The organism is Sphingoaurantiacus capsulatus (genome assembly GCF_042648405.1).
In the GTDB taxonomy this organism is placed as follows: Bacteria; Pseudomonadota; Alphaproteobacteria; order Sphingomonadales; family Sphingomonadaceae; genus Sphingoaurantiacus; species Sphingoaurantiacus capsulatus.
On record NZ_JBHRXV010000010.1, the window covers coordinates 232,904 to 248,689 of the forward strand.

Annotated in this window: 18 protein-coding genes; 7 read left to right on the plus strand and 11 right to left on the minus strand. The window is 67.3% G+C overall.

Annotation, left to right across the window (positions count from 1 at the left end):
• Positions 1-78: 78 nt before the first annotated feature.
• The gene (locus tag ACFOMD_RS11790; protein ID WP_380861570.1) at positions 79-255 is read left to right on the plus strand and encodes a hypothetical protein; all 177 of its coding nucleotides are present in this window, start codon (positions 79-81) and stop codon (positions 253-255) included.
• On the opposite strand, the gene ACFOMD_RS11795 is transcribed toward ACFOMD_RS11790, so the two are convergent.
• Together ACFOMD_RS11795 and ykgO are read right to left on the minus strand one after the other, a co-directional pair.
• Positions 252-890, minus strand: coding sequence for an HAD family hydrolase (locus tag ACFOMD_RS11795; protein ID WP_380861572.1), 639 nt, complete (start codon positions 888-890; stop codon positions 252-254). The two genes, ACFOMD_RS11790 and ACFOMD_RS11795, sit on opposite strands and share 4 nt — an antisense overlap.
• Positions 891-895: 5 nt before the next feature.
• Positions 896-1,021, minus strand: a complete 126-nt coding sequence (gene ykgO / locus ACFOMD_RS11800; RefSeq protein WP_050599643.1) for a type B 50S ribosomal protein L36 — start codon at positions 1,019-1,021, stop codon at positions 896-898.
• Between the two features lie 149 nt (positions 1,022-1,170).
• On the opposite strand from ykgO, the gene ACFOMD_RS11805 reads away from it, so the two are divergent.
• Complete coding sequence (locus tag ACFOMD_RS11805) at positions 1,171-1,941, plus strand: metallophosphoesterase family protein (RefSeq protein ID WP_380861575.1); 771 nt, start codon at positions 1,171-1,173, stop codon at positions 1,939-1,941.
• A 99-nt stretch (positions 1,942-2,040) separates the two neighbouring features.
• On the opposite strand, the gene galE is transcribed toward ACFOMD_RS11805, so the two are convergent.
• Complete coding sequence (galE, locus tag ACFOMD_RS11810; protein WP_380861577.1) at positions 2,041-3,039, minus strand: UDP-glucose 4-epimerase GalE; 999 nt, start codon at positions 3,037-3,039, stop codon at positions 2,041-2,043.
• Positions 3,040-3,149: 110 nt separating this feature from the next.
• On the opposite strand from galE, the gene ACFOMD_RS11815 reads away from it, so the two are divergent.
• The 3 genes from ACFOMD_RS11815 to gpmA all read left to right on the plus strand — a co-directional run bounded on the left by ACFOMD_RS11815 (position 3,150) and on the right by gpmA (position 5,715).
• The gene (locus ACFOMD_RS11815; protein WP_380861579.1) at positions 3,150-3,758 is read left to right on the plus strand and encodes a DUF4136 domain-containing protein; all 609 of its coding nucleotides are present in this window, start codon (positions 3,150-3,152) and stop codon (positions 3,756-3,758) included.
• Positions 3,759-3,795: 37 nt separating this feature from the next.
• Positions 3,796-4,920 carry a M14 family metallopeptidase gene (locus tag ACFOMD_RS11820; protein ID WP_380861581.1) on the plus strand — a complete coding sequence of 375 codons (1,125 nt, stop codon included), beginning with the start codon at positions 3,796-3,798 and terminating at the stop codon, positions 4,918-4,920.
• A 108-nt stretch (positions 4,921-5,028) separates the two neighbouring features.
• Entirely contained in the window at positions 5,029-5,715 is a 687-nt protein-coding gene (gene gpmA / locus ACFOMD_RS11825; RefSeq protein WP_380861708.1) for a 2,3-diphosphoglycerate-dependent phosphoglycerate mutase, read from the plus strand.
• A 148-nt stretch (positions 5,716-5,863) separates the two neighbouring features.
• Here the strand turns inward: gpmA and ACFOMD_RS11830 are convergent, their stop codons facing one another.
• The 5 genes from ACFOMD_RS11830 to ACFOMD_RS11850 all read right to left on the minus strand — a co-directional run bounded on the left by ACFOMD_RS11830 (position 5,864) and on the right by ACFOMD_RS11850 (position 9,856).
• On the minus strand, positions 5,864-6,586 hold the full coding sequence (locus tag ACFOMD_RS11830; RefSeq protein WP_380861583.1) for a hypothetical protein: 723 nt from the start codon (positions 6,584-6,586) through the stop codon (positions 5,864-5,866).
• 46 nt (positions 6,587-6,632) lie between these two features.
• Positions 6,633-7,085, minus strand: a complete 453-nt coding sequence (locus ACFOMD_RS11835) for a DUF983 domain-containing protein (RefSeq protein ID WP_380861585.1) — start codon at positions 7,083-7,085, stop codon at positions 6,633-6,635.
• Positions 7,086-7,166: 81 nt separating this feature from the next.
• Positions 7,167-7,418 carry a hypothetical protein gene (locus ACFOMD_RS11840; RefSeq protein WP_380861587.1) on the minus strand — a complete coding sequence of 84 codons (252 nt, stop codon included), beginning with the start codon at positions 7,416-7,418 and terminating at the stop codon, positions 7,167-7,169.
• Positions 7,419-7,475: 57 nt separating this feature from the next.
• Positions 7,476-8,261 carry a LytR/AlgR family response regulator transcription factor gene (locus ACFOMD_RS11845; RefSeq protein WP_380861589.1) on the minus strand — a complete coding sequence of 262 codons (786 nt, stop codon included), beginning with the start codon at positions 8,259-8,261 and terminating at the stop codon, positions 7,476-7,478.
• Positions 8,258-9,856, minus strand: a complete 1,599-nt coding sequence (locus tag ACFOMD_RS11850; RefSeq protein WP_380861591.1) for a glycosyl hydrolase family 18 protein — start codon at positions 9,854-9,856, stop codon at positions 8,258-8,260. The genes ACFOMD_RS11845 and ACFOMD_RS11850 overlap by 4 nt, the downstream gene beginning before the upstream one ends.
• Positions 9,857-10,246: 390 nt before the next feature.
• Here ACFOMD_RS11850 and ACFOMD_RS11855 point away from each other — a divergent pair, with 390 nt between their 5' ends.
• Entirely contained in the window at positions 10,247-10,600 is a 354-nt protein-coding gene (locus ACFOMD_RS11855) for a hypothetical protein (RefSeq protein WP_380861593.1), read from the plus strand.
• On the opposite strand, the gene parE is transcribed toward ACFOMD_RS11855, so the two are convergent.
• The gene (gene parE, locus ACFOMD_RS11860; RefSeq protein ID WP_380861595.1) at positions 10,597-12,597 is read right to left on the minus strand and encodes a DNA topoisomerase IV subunit B; all 2,001 of its coding nucleotides are present in this window, start codon (positions 12,595-12,597) and stop codon (positions 10,597-10,599) included. The genes ACFOMD_RS11855 and parE overlap by 4 nt on opposite strands.
• Positions 12,598-12,665: 68 nt before the next feature.
• The gene (locus ACFOMD_RS11865; protein WP_380861597.1) at positions 12,666-13,226 is read right to left on the minus strand and encodes a hypothetical protein; all 561 of its coding nucleotides are present in this window, start codon (positions 13,224-13,226) and stop codon (positions 12,666-12,668) included.
• A 287-nt stretch (positions 13,227-13,513) separates the two neighbouring features.
• Here ACFOMD_RS11865 and ACFOMD_RS11870 point away from each other — a divergent pair, with 287 nt between their 5' ends.
• Positions 13,514-14,257 (plus strand): class I SAM-dependent methyltransferase, encoded by a 744-nt coding sequence (locus tag ACFOMD_RS11870; protein ID WP_380861599.1) that lies wholly within the window; start codon positions 13,514-13,516, stop codon positions 14,255-14,257.
• 83 nt (positions 14,258-14,340) lie between these two features.
• Here the strand turns inward: ACFOMD_RS11870 and glnA are convergent, their stop codons facing one another.
• Positions 14,341-15,753 (minus strand): type I glutamate--ammonia ligase, encoded by a 1,413-nt coding sequence (gene glnA / locus ACFOMD_RS11875; RefSeq protein WP_380861601.1) that lies wholly within the window; start codon positions 15,751-15,753, stop codon positions 14,341-14,343.
• Positions 15,754-15,786 lie beyond the last annotated feature (33 nt).

Sequence of the window (15,786 nt, forward strand, 5' to 3'; positions counted from 1 at the left end):
CGGCTCAATCACACTTTGTTGCAAAAGCATGAACCGCTAGTTTAGTAGTTACTTCATAAGAAAATTCGGGGAGATTTCATGCTGAGGTGGACGATCGTCCTTGCCGGCGCCGCAGTGATCGCCGGCTGTGCGACTAAGCCCCAGTCGTTCGGCGAAGTGCCGCGCGATACGCGGGGACAGCCGATCTGGTCCGAGGTGATGAAGAAGGCCACGCGGCCCGATCTGGCGCCGCCGCAGGCCGACCCACAGAGTTAGCCGAGCAGCCTTAGCTCGCGCAGTCGGGCGCGGAGGTTGCTCGCCCCGTCAAACACATGACCGACGAAGCCGGCGGCTTCCGACGCGGCGACATTGTCGGCGCGGTCGTCGATGAACAGCGCCTCGCCGTCGCTCACGCCGAAGCGCGCCTTCGCCAGCGCGAAGATGCGCGGGTCGGGCTTCACCATGCGCTCGTCGCCCGACACCACGATTTCGCGGAAATGGCGGAACACCGGCGCGGTCGCGATGAAACGCGGCCAGAATTCATGGCTGAAGTTGGTGATGGCGTAGAGCGGGATGCCGGCGGCGGCGATCTCGTCGACCAGGTCGATCATGCCGGGGATGGGGCCGGGAATCGTCTCCAGCCAGCGCGGGTTATATGCCTCGATCAGTTCGCGATGTTCGGGAAAGCGCGCGATCAGTTCGGCGCTGGTCTCCGCAACCGGCCGGCCTTCGTCGTGCTGGAAATGCCACTCATGCGTGACAACCCGGCTGAGGAAATCCTCGAGCCGGGCCGGATCGTCGATCAGCTTTTCGTAGAGATAGCGCGGGTGCCAGTCATAGAGCACCCCGCCGACGTCGAAGACGATGCTGGTCGGTGCCGCGGCCGCATGCACGGCCAGGGCGTCCGACACGCGCTTTAGCCCTGGCGGGCCTTGAAGCGGCGGTTCGTCTTGTTGATGACGTAGGTGCGCCCGCGACGGCGGATCACGCGGCAATCGCGGTGACGGCCCTTGAGCGACTTCAGTGAATTGCGGATCTTCATGGTCCGTCCTGATCGGTAAGCGGTTATTCCGGAAAGCGCGGCTACCTACGGTCGGGCCGGGGGGAAGTCAAGGCGCGCGGGCGGGAATCTCGGGTGTTTCGCCGGGCTTTTTGCCTTTTCGCCGCCGCTTCGCCAAGCTGGCGGCGCCCATGATCGCCCGAACGTTGCAGAAACTCCTCGGTCGCGCCCCGGCGAGCGCCCGATCGGTGCCCGGCGGCACGCGAATCTACGCCGTTGGCGACATCCACGGCCGGCTCGACCTGCTGTCGGCGCTGGTGAAGCGAATCGAGGCGGATCGGGCCGGGTTCGGCGGCGCGGTCGAGGTGGTGCTGCTCGGCGACTATATCGACCGCGGGCCGCGCTCGGCGGACGTGCTCGACTGGCTGGCGGCCGGCCTGCCCGACTGGGCCACCTGGACCCTGCTGCGCGGCAATCACGAACAGGCGATGCTCGATTCGATCGACGGCACCGGCGGCCAGCCCCGCCTCGACGCGTGGCTTGAATATGGTGGACGGGAGACGCTGCGCAGCTACGGCGTTTCGGCGCGTGTGGCGCTCGGCAACGACCGCGCGCCGATCGTCGCGGAGATGCACGCCCGCGTGCCGGCGGCGCACCTCGCGCTGATGCGCGCGATGCCGCTCAGCCGCCGCATCGGCGACTATCTGTTCGTCCACGCGGGCATCCGCCCCGGCGTGCCGATGGAGCAGCAGGAGGACCGCGACCTGATGTGGATTCGCGGCGAGTTCCTCGACTGCAAGGACGATCATGGCTGCATCGTCGTCCACGGCCACAGCATCACCCGCGACGTGACCGAGCGGCCCAACCGCATCGGCATCGACACCGGCGCCTATGCCACCGGCCGGCTGACCGCGCTGGTGCTGGAAGGCGACACGCGGCGCTACATGGCGACGGATGACTGATCCCACAGTTCCGTCATCCCGGCGAAGGCCGGGATCCATTCGAACCGCTGCGTGGATCCCGGCCTGCGCCGGGATGACGAATAAGGGGTGGGCGAAGGCTCAGCCCTTCGTCGCCAGCTTCTTCTCCCACGCCAGTGCATGGCTGACGATGGTGTCGAGGTTGCCGTAGCGCGGTTGCCAGCCGAAGGTTTCGACGATGCGGCGGTTGTCCGCCACCAGCGCGGGCGGGTCGCCGGCGCGGCGGTCGGCCATTACCCGCTTGACCGTCGCGCCCGCCGCCCGCTCGACGGCGTCGAGCACTTCCAGCACCGAGAAGCCGCGGTTGTAGCCGCAGTTGAGGGTCAGCGAGGTCTCGGGCGCCTCGATCAGGTGGCGCAGCGCGATGACATGCGCCTCGGCGAGGTCGGCGACGTGGATATAGTCGCGCACGCCGGTGCCGTCGGGCGTCGGGAAATCAGTGCCGAACACCGCGATGCTGTCACGCTGGCCGAGCGCGGTCTGCACCGCCACCTTGATCAGGTGGGTGGCGCCCGCCGTCGATTGGCCGACGCGGCCCTGCGGATCGGCGCCCGCGACGTTGAAATAGCGCAGGCAGCCATAGTTGATCGGATGCGCCGCCGCGACGTCGCGCAGCATCATCTCGGTCATCAGCTTGGAATTGCCATAGGGGTTGATCGGCGCGGGCGGCACGTCCTCGTCGACGGTCACCGTCTCCGGGATTCCGTAGATCGCGGCGGTCGAGGAGAAGATGAAGTGGCGGACGCCGTTGCGCACCGCCGATTCGATCAGCGACCGGCTCTTCACGGTATTGTTGTCGTAATATTTGAGCGGGTTCTCGACCGACTCCGGCACCACCACCGATCCGGCGAAGTGCATGATCGCGGCGATGCCCTGCTCGGCGACGATGCGGTCGAGCAGCGCGCCGTCGGCGATGTCGCCTTCATAGAAAGGCACCTCGTCGGGGATCGCCCAGCGAAAGCCGGTGACCAGATTGTCGATGACCGTGACGGGAAAGCCCGCGTCGCGCAGCGCCAGCACCGCGTGGCTGCCGATATAGCCGGCGCCGCCCGTGACCAGTACCGGTAGCTGATCGGCCATCGTCTTCTCCCCCACGCGCCGGCTCCATTATCCCTGACGCGCGTGAAGAACAAATGTAGCGTCGCGCGTTTCCATGGAAAGAAATACCAAGATCGAGGAAGATGCGCGCCATGAAGACCACCGCCCTCCGCACCGCCGCGCTCGCCGCCACCGCGCTGCTCGCCGCCTGTTCGACCACCGGCGGCAGCAACCGCGCCGACGTCACCCGCTTCCACCTCGGCCAGCCGGTCGCCCGCTCGACGGTGTTCGTGACGCCGGTGAACGCGGCGGACGCAAGCAGCCTCGAATTCCGCACCTATGCCGGCACCGTGACCTCGGCGCTGGGCCGCACCGGCTTCACCCCGGCCGCCGTCCTCGGCGAGGCGGAGATCGTCGCGGTGTTCGGCGCGACGCAGACGACGCGCGAGGCGCTGTCGGGCGGCGGCAGCGGGCTGTCGGTCGGTATCGGCGCCGGCACCTTCGGCCGCAACGTCGGCCTGGGCGGCAGCGTCAACATCCCGGTCGGCGAGCGCAAGCCCAACGAAGTCGTGGTCAGCCTGATCGAGCTTCAGTTGAAGCGGCGGTCGGACAACAGCGTCATCTGGGAAGGCCGCGCCATGACCGAGGCGCGCGGCGGCAGCGCCAATGCCTCGCTCGGAACGGTTGTGCCGGCGCTCACCGACGCGCTATTGCGCGACTTCCCTGGCCCGTCGGGCCAGACCGTTCGCGTCAAACTATAAGCGGCCGTTCCCAAGCGGCCCGAAGCGAGGCCCGCCAATGACCATCGCCGTCTCCGCCGCCTTCGACAGCGGCAACATCGTCGTCCACCGCGTCGACGGCCCGCAGGACATCGAACTTTCGATCCGCAAGGATCACCAGTCCGATTTCTTCCAGTGGTTCCACTTCCGGCTGACCGGCGCCGCCGATCAGGACGTGACGATCCGCATCGTCGGCCTCGATGCCAGCGCCTATCCGCTCGGCTGGCCGAACTATCGCGCCTGCGTGTCGGAAGACCGTATCCTGTGGACGCGCACCGAGACGAGCTATGCCAACGGCACGCTCACCATCCGCCACCGCCCGCATTCGAACGGCGTGTGGTTCGCCTATTTCGCGCCCTACAGCATGGAGCGGCACCACGACCTCATCGCCGAGGTCGCACAGGAGCCGGGCGTCGATGTCGAGGTGCTGGGGCAGACGCTCGACGGCCAGGACCTCGATCTGGTCACCTTGGGCGAGGGCGAGCGCAATGTGTGGCTCTATGCCCGCCAGCACCCCGGTGAATCGATGGCCGAATGGTGGATGGAGGGTGCGCTGGAGCGGCTCTGCGACCCGTCGGACCCGGTGGCGCGGCGGCTGCGCCAGAAGGCGCGTTTCTACATCGTGCCCAACATGAACCCCGACGGCTCGCGCCGCGGCCATCTGCGCACCAACGCCGCCGGCGTGAACCTCAACCGCGAATGGCATGAGCCGACGCCGGAGCGCAGCCCGGAAGTCCTCCATGTGCTCGAAAAGATGAAGGCGACCGGCGTCGACTTCGCGCTCGACGTGCATGGCGACGAGGCGATCCCGCACAATTTCATCGCCGGCTTCGAGGGCATCCCGTCGATCACCGACAAGCAGCTCGGCCTGCTCCACCGCTACAAGCAGGTGCTCGAGCGGATCACCCCCGACTTCCAGACCGAGAAGGGCTATGAGGTGGCGTCGGCCGGCACCGCCAACCTCACCATGAGCACCAACGCGGTGGCCGAACGCTTCGGTTGCCTCGCGATGACGCTCGAGATGCCGTTCAAGGACGAGGACAATCATCCCGACGAGCTGCAGGGCTGGTCGCCCGAACGCGCCAAGGCGCTGGGCCGCGACTGCCTCGCCGCGCTGCTTGAGGTGATGGACGAGCTTCGCTAAGCCCGCCTGCGATCTTCCAATCCGTCATACCGGCGAAAGCCGGTATCCAGACCGGCCGTTGGACTGGATACCGGCTTTCGCCGGTATGACAACTACAGGAGCAAGATGTTGCCGCAGCTCGTCCTCATCCGCCACGGCCAGAGCGCCTGGAACCTCGAGAACCGCTTCACCGGCTGGTGGGACGTCGACGTCACCGAGCAGGGCGTCGCCGAGGCGCGCGCGGCGGGCGAGCTGCTGAAGGCGAAGGGGTTCGACTTCGACCTCGGCTTCACCAGCTTCCAGACGCGGGCGATCAAGACGCTCAACCTGGTGCTGGAGGCGATGGATTCGCTGTGGATCCCGGTCACCAAGGACTGGCGGCTGAACGAGCGCCACTATGGCGGGCTCACCGGCCTCAACAAGGCCGAGACGGTGGCGAAGGTCGGCGAGGAGCAGGTGAAGATCTGGCGCCGCTCCTTCGACATCCCGCCGCCGCCGATCGAGGCGGGCACCGCCTTCGACCTGTCGAAGGATCGCCGCTACGCCGGTATCGCGATTCCGGGCACCGAGAGCCTGAAGGACACCATCGCGCGTGTGCTGCCCTATTGGAACAGCGCCATCGTCCCCGAACTGAAGGTGGGCAAGCGCGTGGTGATCTCGGCGCACGGCAATTCGCTGCGCGCGCTGGTGAAACATCTGTCGGGCATCTCCGACGAGGAAATCCCCACGCTCGAAATCCCGACCGGCCAGCCGCTGGTCTATGAGCTCGATGCCGAGCTGAACGCGACGGATCGCTACTACCTGAAGGACCGGTAGGGACCGGCGCCCGTTCTCCTTCTTTTATCGTCATCCCCGCGAAGGCGGGGATCCATTACGGCCGACGCTTCGGAGTATGGACCCCCGCCTGCGCGGGGGTGACGATGGTGGGGGTGGTGGCGCTCAGCGATGGGGCGGGTTGGAGGCGTCAGCCCTCCAGCTCGGCGGCGATCCCTTCGAGCACAGCCTGCACATCGCGCGTGATCGGGTCGCCGTGGCTGACGATGATGCGCGTCAGGTCCGGCTCCGCCGCCCACGCCCTGAACGCCGCCGCCAGCGCCTTTTCGTCCTCGACGAACATGCGCTTGCCGACCCACGGCATCTTCGGGCGCGACACGCCAAACCCCATCAGCCGCGCCAGGACATGCGCGCCGAGGCCGTGCGGGTGCTGGACGTTGGCGAGGATATCGTTGAGCAGCAGGCTGAGCTTGCCGCCGCGGCGGACATGCATCGCCAGCTCGCGTTCGCCGACGCCCGGCACTATTTCCAGCCGCACTTCCGCATCGTCGAAACTGTCGAGGCCGTCGGCGGGCAGCACTTCCTCGACCGCTTCGCGTGCACCTGGCGCGCAAACGATCTTTGCCGACGGGTAACGCTGCTTCCACGGCTTCAGGTCGAGCCGGTGCCCGACGCCGGGGACGATCAGGAATTTGGGGTCGCCCAGCGCCTCGATCTGCCGCATCTCGGGCTCGCGCAGCGGGATGCCGCTCCAGATCGCGGTGCCGCCGCCGGCCAGCCGCGCCACCGTCATGCGGCGCGGAAAGCGCCCCAGCGGCATCACGATCTCCCCCTCAACGGTCAGCAGCCCATCGTCGATCGCCTCCAGCGGGCCGTGCGGCCCCACCGTCCATTCCTCGTTGAATTTCGCCATCGCATCACCCGTGCATCGTGACTGCGGGTGAAAATGAGCGAGCCGGCTATTTGGCTCCGTCGTCGCGCTCGCTGCGCACCCGGTCGAGCTCGTCGAACAGCTCCTCGGTGCCCGCTTCCTGCGCCTTGTTGACGTATTGCGAGGCGACCAGCCAGCCCTTCAGCGGTCGCAAGCCCAGCACGCAGGCGCCGATCATCAGCGGGCCGGAGGTGGCGATATGCACCCAGAAGGGCGGCTCGAACGCCAGCTCGACCCACATGGTGAAGAAGATCAGCGGAAAGGTGATGAAGCAGAGCGCGAAGAAGGCGGGGCCGTCGTCGGGCGTCGCGTAGCCGAAGTCGAGCCCGCAGGCGTCGCAGGTCTTGGCGATGGACAGGAAACCGCTGAACATATGGCCCTTGCCGCAGCGCGGGCAGCGGCCCTTCAGGCCGGTGGCGGCGATCCAGCGCAGCCGGTCGTTGCCTTCGAGCTCACGGACGTTGACGGTGGGGTGATCCACAGCGGCTGTCCTTTCGGCGGCAGACGCGTGGCATGTAGGTCATTACGCCCGCGATTCCACAGCGCGCGTTGTCGCAGCCGCTCAGCCGCCTTGCTTGCTCGTCAGCTCGTCGATCATCCGCACGGTGCCGCGGCGCTGGGATTCCGCGATGCGGTCCCATTCGGCCTTGGTGAAGCAGTGCTTCTGCTTGCGCACCAGCGACCCGGTCTCGTCGATCTTCCGGCAGATGAGCCGATTGTCGTCGATGCCCGATGGCGAGGGCGGCTTGGTCTGGGCGATGGCCGGCGATGCAGCACCGAGGGCCAGGGCGGCGGCGAGGGCGTGGCGGATCATTTCGCCAGCGGATCGCGAAGACGCCATCGAGTCAATCACTGAGCGACGAACGGCCCATCACCGCATCGCGATCAGCGCGCGTAGCTGGCGAATGTAGGTCCGCCCGGCGCGCAGCTCGGCGGCGTTCGTCAGCTGCACGCGGAAGTCGCGGTAGCCGGGGCGGCGGATCGCGGCGATGCGGTCGCGGCGCACCAGCGCCGAGCGGCGGATGCGGATGAAGATTTCGGGGTCGAGCCGCGCCTCCATGTTGGAGATGGTCTCGCGCAGCAGGTAGGAAGCCTCGGCAGTGTGCAGCCGCACATAGTCGCGCTCCGCCTCCACCCAATAGATGTCCTCGACACGCACCGGCACGAAGTCGCCGTAACGCTCCGCCCAGATGTCGCGCTCATAGCGTTTGCCGGCGTTCTCGGGCGCCTGCTCGCGCAGCGCAGCCACGACCTGGCGAAGCTCGGCAATGCGCGTGTCGGCATCCTCGGCGACGATCGAGGCGCGGGCGCGGTCGAGCGCGCGCGACAGGCGATCGAGCTCGACCGGCTTCACCAGATAGTCGATTGCCGCCACCTCGAAGGCGCGGGTGGCGAAATGGTCGTAGGCGGTGACGAACACCACGCGCGGCATGTCAGGGCCGATCAGCGCCTCGACCAGCTCGAACCCGTCGATGCCGCCCATGCGGATGTCGAGCAGCAGCAGATCGGGCTTCAGCTTGGCGACGACGCCGATCGCCTCCTCACCGCTGCGCGCGGTGCCGACCAGTTCGGCGCCCGGGACATGGCGCAGCATGAGCTCGACACGGCGGAGCGCCAGCGCCTCGTCATCCACCGCCATGACCCGGAGCGGCCTCATCGCGCGAGGAAGTGACGCTTGACGCTGGCGAGCAGCGGGTTGGTCTTCGACGCCGGCAGATAGCCGTAATTGACCGTCCACAATATGGTGCCGCCGACGCCGGTGCTGCGCACCCATTCGCCCTTTGCCGCGATCGAGGCGTCGTCCTCGTAGGACAGGAAGCCCGCCGGGTTGCGGCGCGGATCAGCTGTGGGGATGTAGCCGCCCGCGCCATAGACTCGGTACGACGACTTCGCCGTATCGTCGAAGCGATAGGTGCCGTTCGACAGATAGCCCATCCGGTCCAGCTCGGCGTAGCGAAGGGCCACGTCGTCCACCTCGAAGATATTGTTGCGCTCGGTCGACTGGCGCGGGCCGGTGATCGAGGGGCCATAATAGATGCCGTAGAAGCCGATGCCGATGCCGATCTTCGAACGCGGCACGCCGGTCGCGACATAGGCCTTGATGCTGCTGTCGAGGTCGATCGGCGTCGCGCCGGTGGCGCCGAAGATCGGCCCGGTAAACCAGCTCGACCAGCCGGCGCCGTTGAAGGCGGTGCCGATGCCGTAGGACATGAGGTTATACTGGTCGACCATGTTGGCGACCTCGGCCTGCCATGCCTCGACCTTGCCGCCGGGCTCGAGGAAATTGATGCTGACCGCATAGCCGGGGAAGGTGACGAGCACCGGCGCGTTGCTGCCGCGATAGCGCGGGCGGGCATTGGCCTCGGCGCGCACCTCGGTGATCAGCGCCTTCAGGCGGCGCCGCGCCTCGGCGGCGCTGATATTCTGCTCGGGCCAGCCTTCCAGCCGGTTCTCCCAGTCGATGTCGACGCCGTCGTAATTGTGCAGCACGAGGTAATCGACGATGGCGCGGACGAAGCCGGGGCGCACGTCGTCGGCGGTCGAGCGCAGGAAGCCGTCGCCGTCGGCGCCGTCACCGCCGAGCATCAGCAGCGCCTTGATGCCGGCGTCATGCGCGCGCTTCACCAGATAATCCTCGACGCTGCGCGACCCGTCTGGCGACAGCCCGGACTGGTGCGCGGTGCCGGCGCCCTCGACGACCTGGCCGGGGCGGCCCTGCAGCGAGCCGCCGCCCGGCGCAACGCGGCCGAACACGAAATGAGTCATCGCGCTCATGTCGACTTCCTGCGGCGGGTACATCTGGTCCCAGAACCAGCCGGCGTAATAGCCGGTGACCCACGGCGTGCTGCCGCCCGGCGCGGGCGGTGGGACGGTGCCGCCGGCGACGCGCACCACCGCGCTGGCCGTCGCGCTCTGGTTGGCGACGGCGCGCACGGTGACACGATAGGTGCCGGCGGTGGCGGGCGCGGTGTAGACGCCGCCATCGGTGATCGAGCCGCCGCCGCTGTCGACCGACCACAGGCAGCCGGTCTGCGGGCTGTTGGTGACGGTGCAGGCGAAGGTCCGGCTTTCCCCTGTGGCCAGCGATACCTCGGTCGGCGCGATGCTGATCTGCACCGGCAGCGGATCGACGACCGGGCCGCCGCCAGCCCCGGTCGGCGTCGAGCCACCGTCCTCGCCGCCGCAGGCCGCGAGCAGCAGCGCGAGCGCGAGAGGGGTGGCGCGGGCGAGGGGGGAAAGCGCAAACAACATGGGACACCTCTGGGGGCAGTAACTACTGGACCCGCAGAAGCATGAGCGCCGAGGGGCAGGCGAGCGCTGCTCGACGAAGCGGCCAATCGGTCGACGAACGGACAGACGTTTCGGACGACCTTTCATCGGCGGATACCGCCCGTTTGTCGCAACCGGCGCCCGCTGAACAGACCGCCGGACGCGTCCGTCGCGCGTCGCTTTAGTAAGGGTCGGCGCGACCTAAAAGGAGGTGACGGAAGCCATCGGCCCAACGCTCCCGCAGCGGGTCGTCCCTCAGCTTCCGGCCGGGCGCCCACGCCCGGTCGGGGCCGCCGCCGGGTCCTGCTGCCGCGACAAACATCAGACCCCGGCGGCGGCCTCCGTCCCCAATCCTCACGGAGCTTTCGATCGATGCGGTGGATGACCGGCTGGTGGCAGGCGCTCAAACTGCGTCCCCGGCGGCCGTCGATCGAACTGCGGCCGATCGCGCTGACCGTCGCCGCACTGGAGGGGCCGGTCGCGGCTGCCTATCTGGTGATCGCCGACGGTCGCACCGTCGCCTACGCCGCGCGACGACGCGGGCAAGGCTGGAGCTTTTACTGCACGCGCCGGGTGCGGCTGACGCCCGAGATGGTGGCGCATCGCGTCGGCTTCGGAGAACCGGTCGGCCCCGTGGTGCGCGATTGCCTGCGGAGCGTCGGCGATTTCGTTGCCGCGGTTCCGGCGCTGCTCGCGCTGGGTGTAATTGAGGCCGTGGATACCTAGGCGTCGATCGCCTCGGCCTCGACCTTCTTGGCATTGGCCTGGATGAAGGTGAAGCGGTGCTCCGGGTTGCGGCCCATCAGCCGCTCGACGAGGTCCTTCACCTCGGCCCGTTCCTCATATTCCGACGGCAGCGTCACGCGGATCAAGGTGCGCCGCGCCGGGTCCATGGTGGTTTCCTTCAACTGGCCCGGGTTCATCTCGCCGAGGCCCTTGAAGCGCCCGATCTCCAGCTTGTTCTTGCCCTTGAAGATTGTGCGTTCCAGCTCCGCCTTGTGCGCGTCGTCGCGGGCGTAGGCGACGGTGCCGCCGCTTGCCAGCCGGTAGAGCGGCGGCTGCGCGACATAGAGGCGCCCGTCCTTCACGAGGCCGGGCATCTCCTGGAAGAAGAAGGTCATCAGCAGCGTGGCGATATGCGCGCCGTCGACGTCGGCGTCGGTCATGATGATGACCCGCTCATAGCGCAGCGCCTTCGGGTCGTAGCGGTCGCGGGTGCCCGAGCCGAGTGCCTGGATCAGGTCGGTGATTTCCTGGTTCGCCAGCACCTTCGCTGTGTTCGCGGAGGCGACGTTGAGGATCTTGCCGCGGATCGGCAGGATCGCCTGCGTCTTGCGCTCGCGCGCCTGCTTCGCTGAGCCGCCGGCCGAGTCACCCTCGACGATGAACAGTTCGGTGCCGTCGGCATCGTCCGAGGCGCAGTCGGTGAGCTTGCCGGGCAGGCGCAAATTGCGCTTGGAGGTGGCGGTCTTGCGCTTCACCTCCTTTTCAGCGCGGCGGCGCAGGCGCTCGTCCATCCGCTCCAGCACGAAGCCGAGCAGCGCCTTGCCGCGCTGCTGGTCGTCGGCGAGGAAATGGTCGAAATGGTCGCGCACCGCCGCCTCGACGAGGCGCGCGGCCTCGGGCGAGGTCAGCCGGTCCTTGGTCTGCGACTGGAACTGCGGCTCGCGGATGAACACCGACAGCATCACCTCGGCGCCGTTGAACACGTCGTCGGCGGCGATCTCGGTCGCCTTCTTGGCCTGCCCAACGAGGCCGGCGAAGCTCTTGATGCCCTTCGACAAGGCAGCGCGCAGGCCGCTTTCGTGGGTGCCACCGTCGGGCGTCGGGATGGTGTTGCAATAATAGCTGTAGGCGCCCTCGCCATAGAGCGGCCAGGCGACCGCCCATTCGACGGAACCCTGGCTGTCGGGGAACTCGGCGCGGCCGGCAAAGAAGTCGGTGGTCGCGCATTCGCGGTCGCCGATCTGCTCGCGCAGATGGTCGGCAAGACCGCCGGGGAACTGGAAGGTGGCGGTCGCCGGCGTGTCGTCGGTGATCAGCTCCGGCGCGCATTTCCAGCGGATCTCGACGCCGCGGAACAGATAGGCCTTCGAGCGCGCGAGCTTGTACAGCCGCGCCGGCTTGAACTTCGCGGTTTCGCCGAAAATCTCGGTGTCGGGAACGAAGCCGACGGTAGTGCCGCGCCGGTTCGGCGCCGCGCCGAGCTTTTCGAGCGACGAAGTGGTGATGCCGCGCGAGAAGGTCTGGCGGTACAATTCCTTGTTGCGCGCCACCTCGACGACGAGCTGTGAGGAAAGGGCGTTGACCACCGAGACGCCGACGCCGTGCAGGCCGCCCGAGGTCGCATAGGCCTTGCCGGAGAATTTGCCGCCCGAGTGCAAGGTGGTGAGGATGACCTCTAGCGCCGACTGGTTGGGGAATTTCGGATGCGGGTCGACCGGGATGCCGCGGCCGTTGTCCGAGATGATCAGCATGTTGTCGGCGGCGAGGCCGATCTCGATGCGCGTCGCGTGGCCGGCGACCGCTTCGTCCATCGCGTTATCGAGCACTTCGGCGGCGAGATGGTGCAGCGCGCGCTCGTCGGTGCCGCCGATATACATACCCGGGCGACGGCGTACCGGCTCCAGCCCTTCGAGGACCTCGATATGCTGGGCGTTATAGTCTTCAGGCGTCGCGTTCGCGGCGAACAGATCGATCATGCGCTTCTTATAGGGCTGCATCGGCTACTCGAATAGAGAACGAATAGCGAACGTATAGCGCGGAAGCGTCCGTCGGGAGTGGAAAAATCCTAGCGGAGGAACATCGAGTCGACGAAGCCCTGGCTCGGGCGGCGGCGACCGGCGTGGATCAGCGCGTCGAGCCGATCGAGATGCGACCGCAATTCCTGGCTCAGCGCCTCGGCGGCGGGGGCGACGGCGGCCTCGGCGCCGGCGGTGCGGCAGTTCGACAGAAAGGCGAGACCCTGTGCTAGAATGTCGGCCAACTCGCCGCACAGCGCATCGAAGCGGCGGCGGGTCAGCGGCGGCGACAGCTGATAGGCTTCGAGCACGAGGTGTCGGTCGGCAAAGCCGCTGGCCGCGAAATGGGCGATATAATCGCGTGACCGCCACGCCTCGAGATCATCGAGCAGCGATGCATCGCTGGCGATCATGTCGAGCAGCATCGACACTTCGTTGAACTGATTGAGGAAATCGGTGGCGAGGCCGGTGACCGAGTCGACGCCGATGCGCGCCTGTGCGGCAATCTCGGCCACACGCGACGGTGTCGGCGCGCGGCGCGGGCGGCTCTGGGAGGTGCCCGAAAGGCTGGCCCCCTCGCCGAGGAAAGTCTGGCTGAAACTGCTGTCCACGCCGCAAGGCTAGGGGGAAGAGGGTGAAGAAGCGGTTAAGATGTAAATTCGCCGCCGGACCTATCATTTTTTGCATTGCAACATCTTTGCTGCGGTGCAATAAGGGTTCTGCCATTTATGGCGATCCTCCCCAAGGATTTCAAACTTTAAGGGCCGCTCTTCGGGGCGGCCCTTTTTTCGTCCGCGCGCTTGCGTCCTATTGTGCGTCGCAGCGTTGCGCCGAATTCACCGATCCGCCCGTGTAACGCCGCTTGCCGTTGGTCGGCGGCTCGCCTATCGGCCAGCCGGTGATCGGCACCTATCCCCTCGCGCGCACGCTCGACATCGTCGGCAGCGTCGGCCACCGCTTCCAGGTCTGGGGGCGCTGGCTCTCCGCCGCAGCGGGCGGTGCCACGACGTTCCGCGCCCATCGCGAAGGTCAGGTCGCCCGCGCCAGCGCGCGCCGTGAGCTGCTGTCGCTGATCCGGCTTTCGGACGCGCAGGTGCCGCCAGACGGCGGCTGGGTCGCCGGTGCCGATTTCCTGCTGCTGCTCGCTCGCCAGGTGCTGGCGCAGAAGCCCGGCCTCGTCGTCGAGTTCGGCTCGGGCGTGTCGAGCGTCGTCATCGGCCGCTGTCTTCAACTGAACGGCCACGGCCGCCTTGTGAGCTTCGACCACGACGCGGGCTTTGCCGAGCTGACCCGCCGCCGCCTCGCGCGCGCCGGCGTGCCGGGCGAGGTGCATGCCGCGCCGCTGAAGCCCGGCGTCGATGGCTATGGCGGCAGCTGGTACGGCCATGGCGAGCTGCCCGATGGCATCGACCTCCTCGTCATCGACGGCCCGCCGGCGTGGCGCGAGGAGCAGGCGGAATCGCGCGGCAGCGCGGCGCCTGCGGCGTTCGGCAAGCTGGCGCCGGGCGGCATCGTCCTGCTCGACGACGCGGCCCGCCCCGGCGAGCAGCGCGTCGCGCAGCGCTGGCGCGCCGAGCATCCCGAGATCGCCTTCGAGGATGCCGTCACCCAGAAGGGCGTGCTGATCGGCGTGCGCGCCTAAAGAAAAAGCCCCCGCCGCGAACGGCAGGAGCTTGTTCTCGAACCGACCGGCCGACGCTTTTGCAAGCGCCGGCCGAGCTGGCCTCAGGCCGAATAATACATGTCGAATTCGACCGGCGCCGGGGTCATTTCCCAGCGCAGCACTTCCTGCATCTTCAGCTCGATGTAGGAGGTGATCTGGTCATCGGTGAACACGCCGCCCTTGGTGAAGACCGCGCGCGACTTGTCGAGGCTGGTCAGCGCTTCGCGAAGGCTGGCGCAAACGGTCGGGACCTTCTTCAGCTCCTTCGGCGGCAGGTCATAAAGGTTCTTGTCCATGGCCTGGCCCGGATGGATGCGGTTCTCGATCCCGTCGAGGCCGGCCATCAGCAGCGCCGAGTAGGCAAGGTACGGGTTCGCGGTCGCATCGGGGAAGCGGACCTCGACGCGCTTCGCCTTGGGCGAGCCGCCGTAGGGGATGCGGCACGAGGCCGAGCGGTTGCGGCTCGAGTAAGCCAGCAGCACCGGCGCCTCGAAGCCCGGCACCAGCCGCTTGTAGCTGTTGGTGCTCGGGTTGGTGAAGGCGTTGCAGGCCTTGGCGTGCTTGATGATGCCGCCGATGAAGAACAGCGCCATCTCCGACAGGCCGGCATAGCCGTTGCCGGCGAACAGCGGCTTGCCCTTGTTCCAGATCGACAAATGGGTGTGCATGCCCGAGCCATTGTCGTCCTTGATCGGCTTCGGCATGAAGGTCGCGGTCTTACCGTAGGCGTGCGCCACCTGGTGCACGACATATTTGTAGACCTGCATGCGGTCGGCGGTCTCGACGAGCGTACCGAAGGTCAGGCCCAGCTCGTGCTGGGCGGCGGCGACCTCATGGTGATGCTTGTCGCAGGGCAGGCCCATTTCGAGCATCGTCGCGACCATCTCGCCGCGCAGATCTACTGCCGAGTCGACCGGGGCGACGGGGAAATAGCCGCCCTTGGCGCGCGGGCGGTGGCCCATGTTGCCTTCGTCGTAGCGGCGGCCCGAGTTGCCCGGCAGCTCGATGTCGTCGAGGTGATAATAGCCGGCGCCATACTCGAGGCCGAAGCGCGCGTCGTCGAACACGAAGAACTCGGCTTCCGGCCCGATATAGGCGGTGTCGCCGATGCCGGTGTTCTGCAGATAGGCCTCGGCACGCTTCGCGGTCGAGCGGGGGTCGCGGCCGTAGAGTTCGCCGGTCGACGGCTCGACGACGTCGCAGACGAGGATCATCATCGGCGTCGCCGAGAAGGGATCGATGTAGGTCGCGTCCAGATCCGGCTTCAGGATCATGTCCGACTCGTTGATCGCCTTCCAGCCTTCGATCGACGAGCCGTCGAACATGAAGCCGTCATCGAGCATATCCTCGTCGATGACCTTCGAGACCATCGTCAGATGCTGCCACTTGCCCTTCGGATCGGTGAAGCGAAGATCGACCCATTCGATCTCCTTTTCCTTGATCTGCTTCAGGATATCGCTCGCAGTGGTCGCCATGAATTGTCCCCTGGCTCAGTTGATTTGCAGAAG

Excerpts from the sequence above, each read along its gene's own strand:
- parE (WP_380861595.1), bottom strand. The coding sequence starts at position 12,597 with ATGCAGCCCTATAAGAAGCGCATGATCGATCTGTTCGCCGCGAACGCG.
- glnA (WP_380861601.1), bottom strand. The coding sequence starts at position 15,753 with ATGGCGACCACTGCGAGCGATATCCTGAAGCAGATCAAGGAAAAGGAG.
- ACFOMD_RS11830 (WP_380861583.1), bottom strand. The coding sequence starts at position 6,586 with ATGGCGAAATTCAACGAGGAATGGACGGTGGGGCCGCACGGCCCGCTG.
- ACFOMD_RS11805 (WP_380861575.1), top strand. The coding sequence starts at position 1,171 with ATGATCGCCCGAACGTTGCAGAAACTCCTCGGTCGCGCCCCGGCGAGC.
- ykgO (WP_050599643.1), bottom strand. The coding sequence starts at position 1,021 with ATGAAGATCCGCAATTCACTGAAGTCGCTCAAGGGCCGTCACCGCGAT.
- ACFOMD_RS11815 (WP_380861579.1), top strand. The coding sequence starts at position 3,150 with ATGAAGACCACCGCCCTCCGCACCGCCGCGCTCGCCGCCACCGCGCTG.
- ACFOMD_RS11840 (WP_380861587.1), bottom strand. The coding sequence starts at position 7,418 with ATGATCCGCCACGCCCTCGCCGCCGCCCTGGCCCTCGGTGCTGCATCG.
- ACFOMD_RS11845 (WP_380861589.1), bottom strand. The coding sequence starts at position 8,261 with ATGAGGCCGCTCCGGGTCATGGCGGTGGATGACGAGGCGCTGGCGCTC.
- ACFOMD_RS11790 (WP_380861570.1), top strand. The coding sequence starts at position 79 with ATGCTGAGGTGGACGATCGTCCTTGCCGGCGCCGCAGTGATCGCCGGC.
- ACFOMD_RS11820 (WP_380861581.1), top strand. The coding sequence starts at position 3,796 with ATGACCATCGCCGTCTCCGCCGCCTTCGACAGCGGCAACATCGTCGTC.
- ACFOMD_RS11855 (WP_380861593.1), top strand. The coding sequence starts at position 10,247 with ATGCGGTGGATGACCGGCTGGTGGCAGGCGCTCAAACTGCGTCCCCGG.
- galE (WP_380861577.1), bottom strand. The coding sequence starts at position 3,039 with ATGGCCGATCAGCTACCGGTACTGGTCACGGGCGGCGCCGGCTATATC.
- ACFOMD_RS11850 (WP_380861591.1), bottom strand. The coding sequence starts at position 9,856 with ATGTTGTTTGCGCTTTCCCCCCTCGCCCGCGCCACCCCTCTCGCGCTC.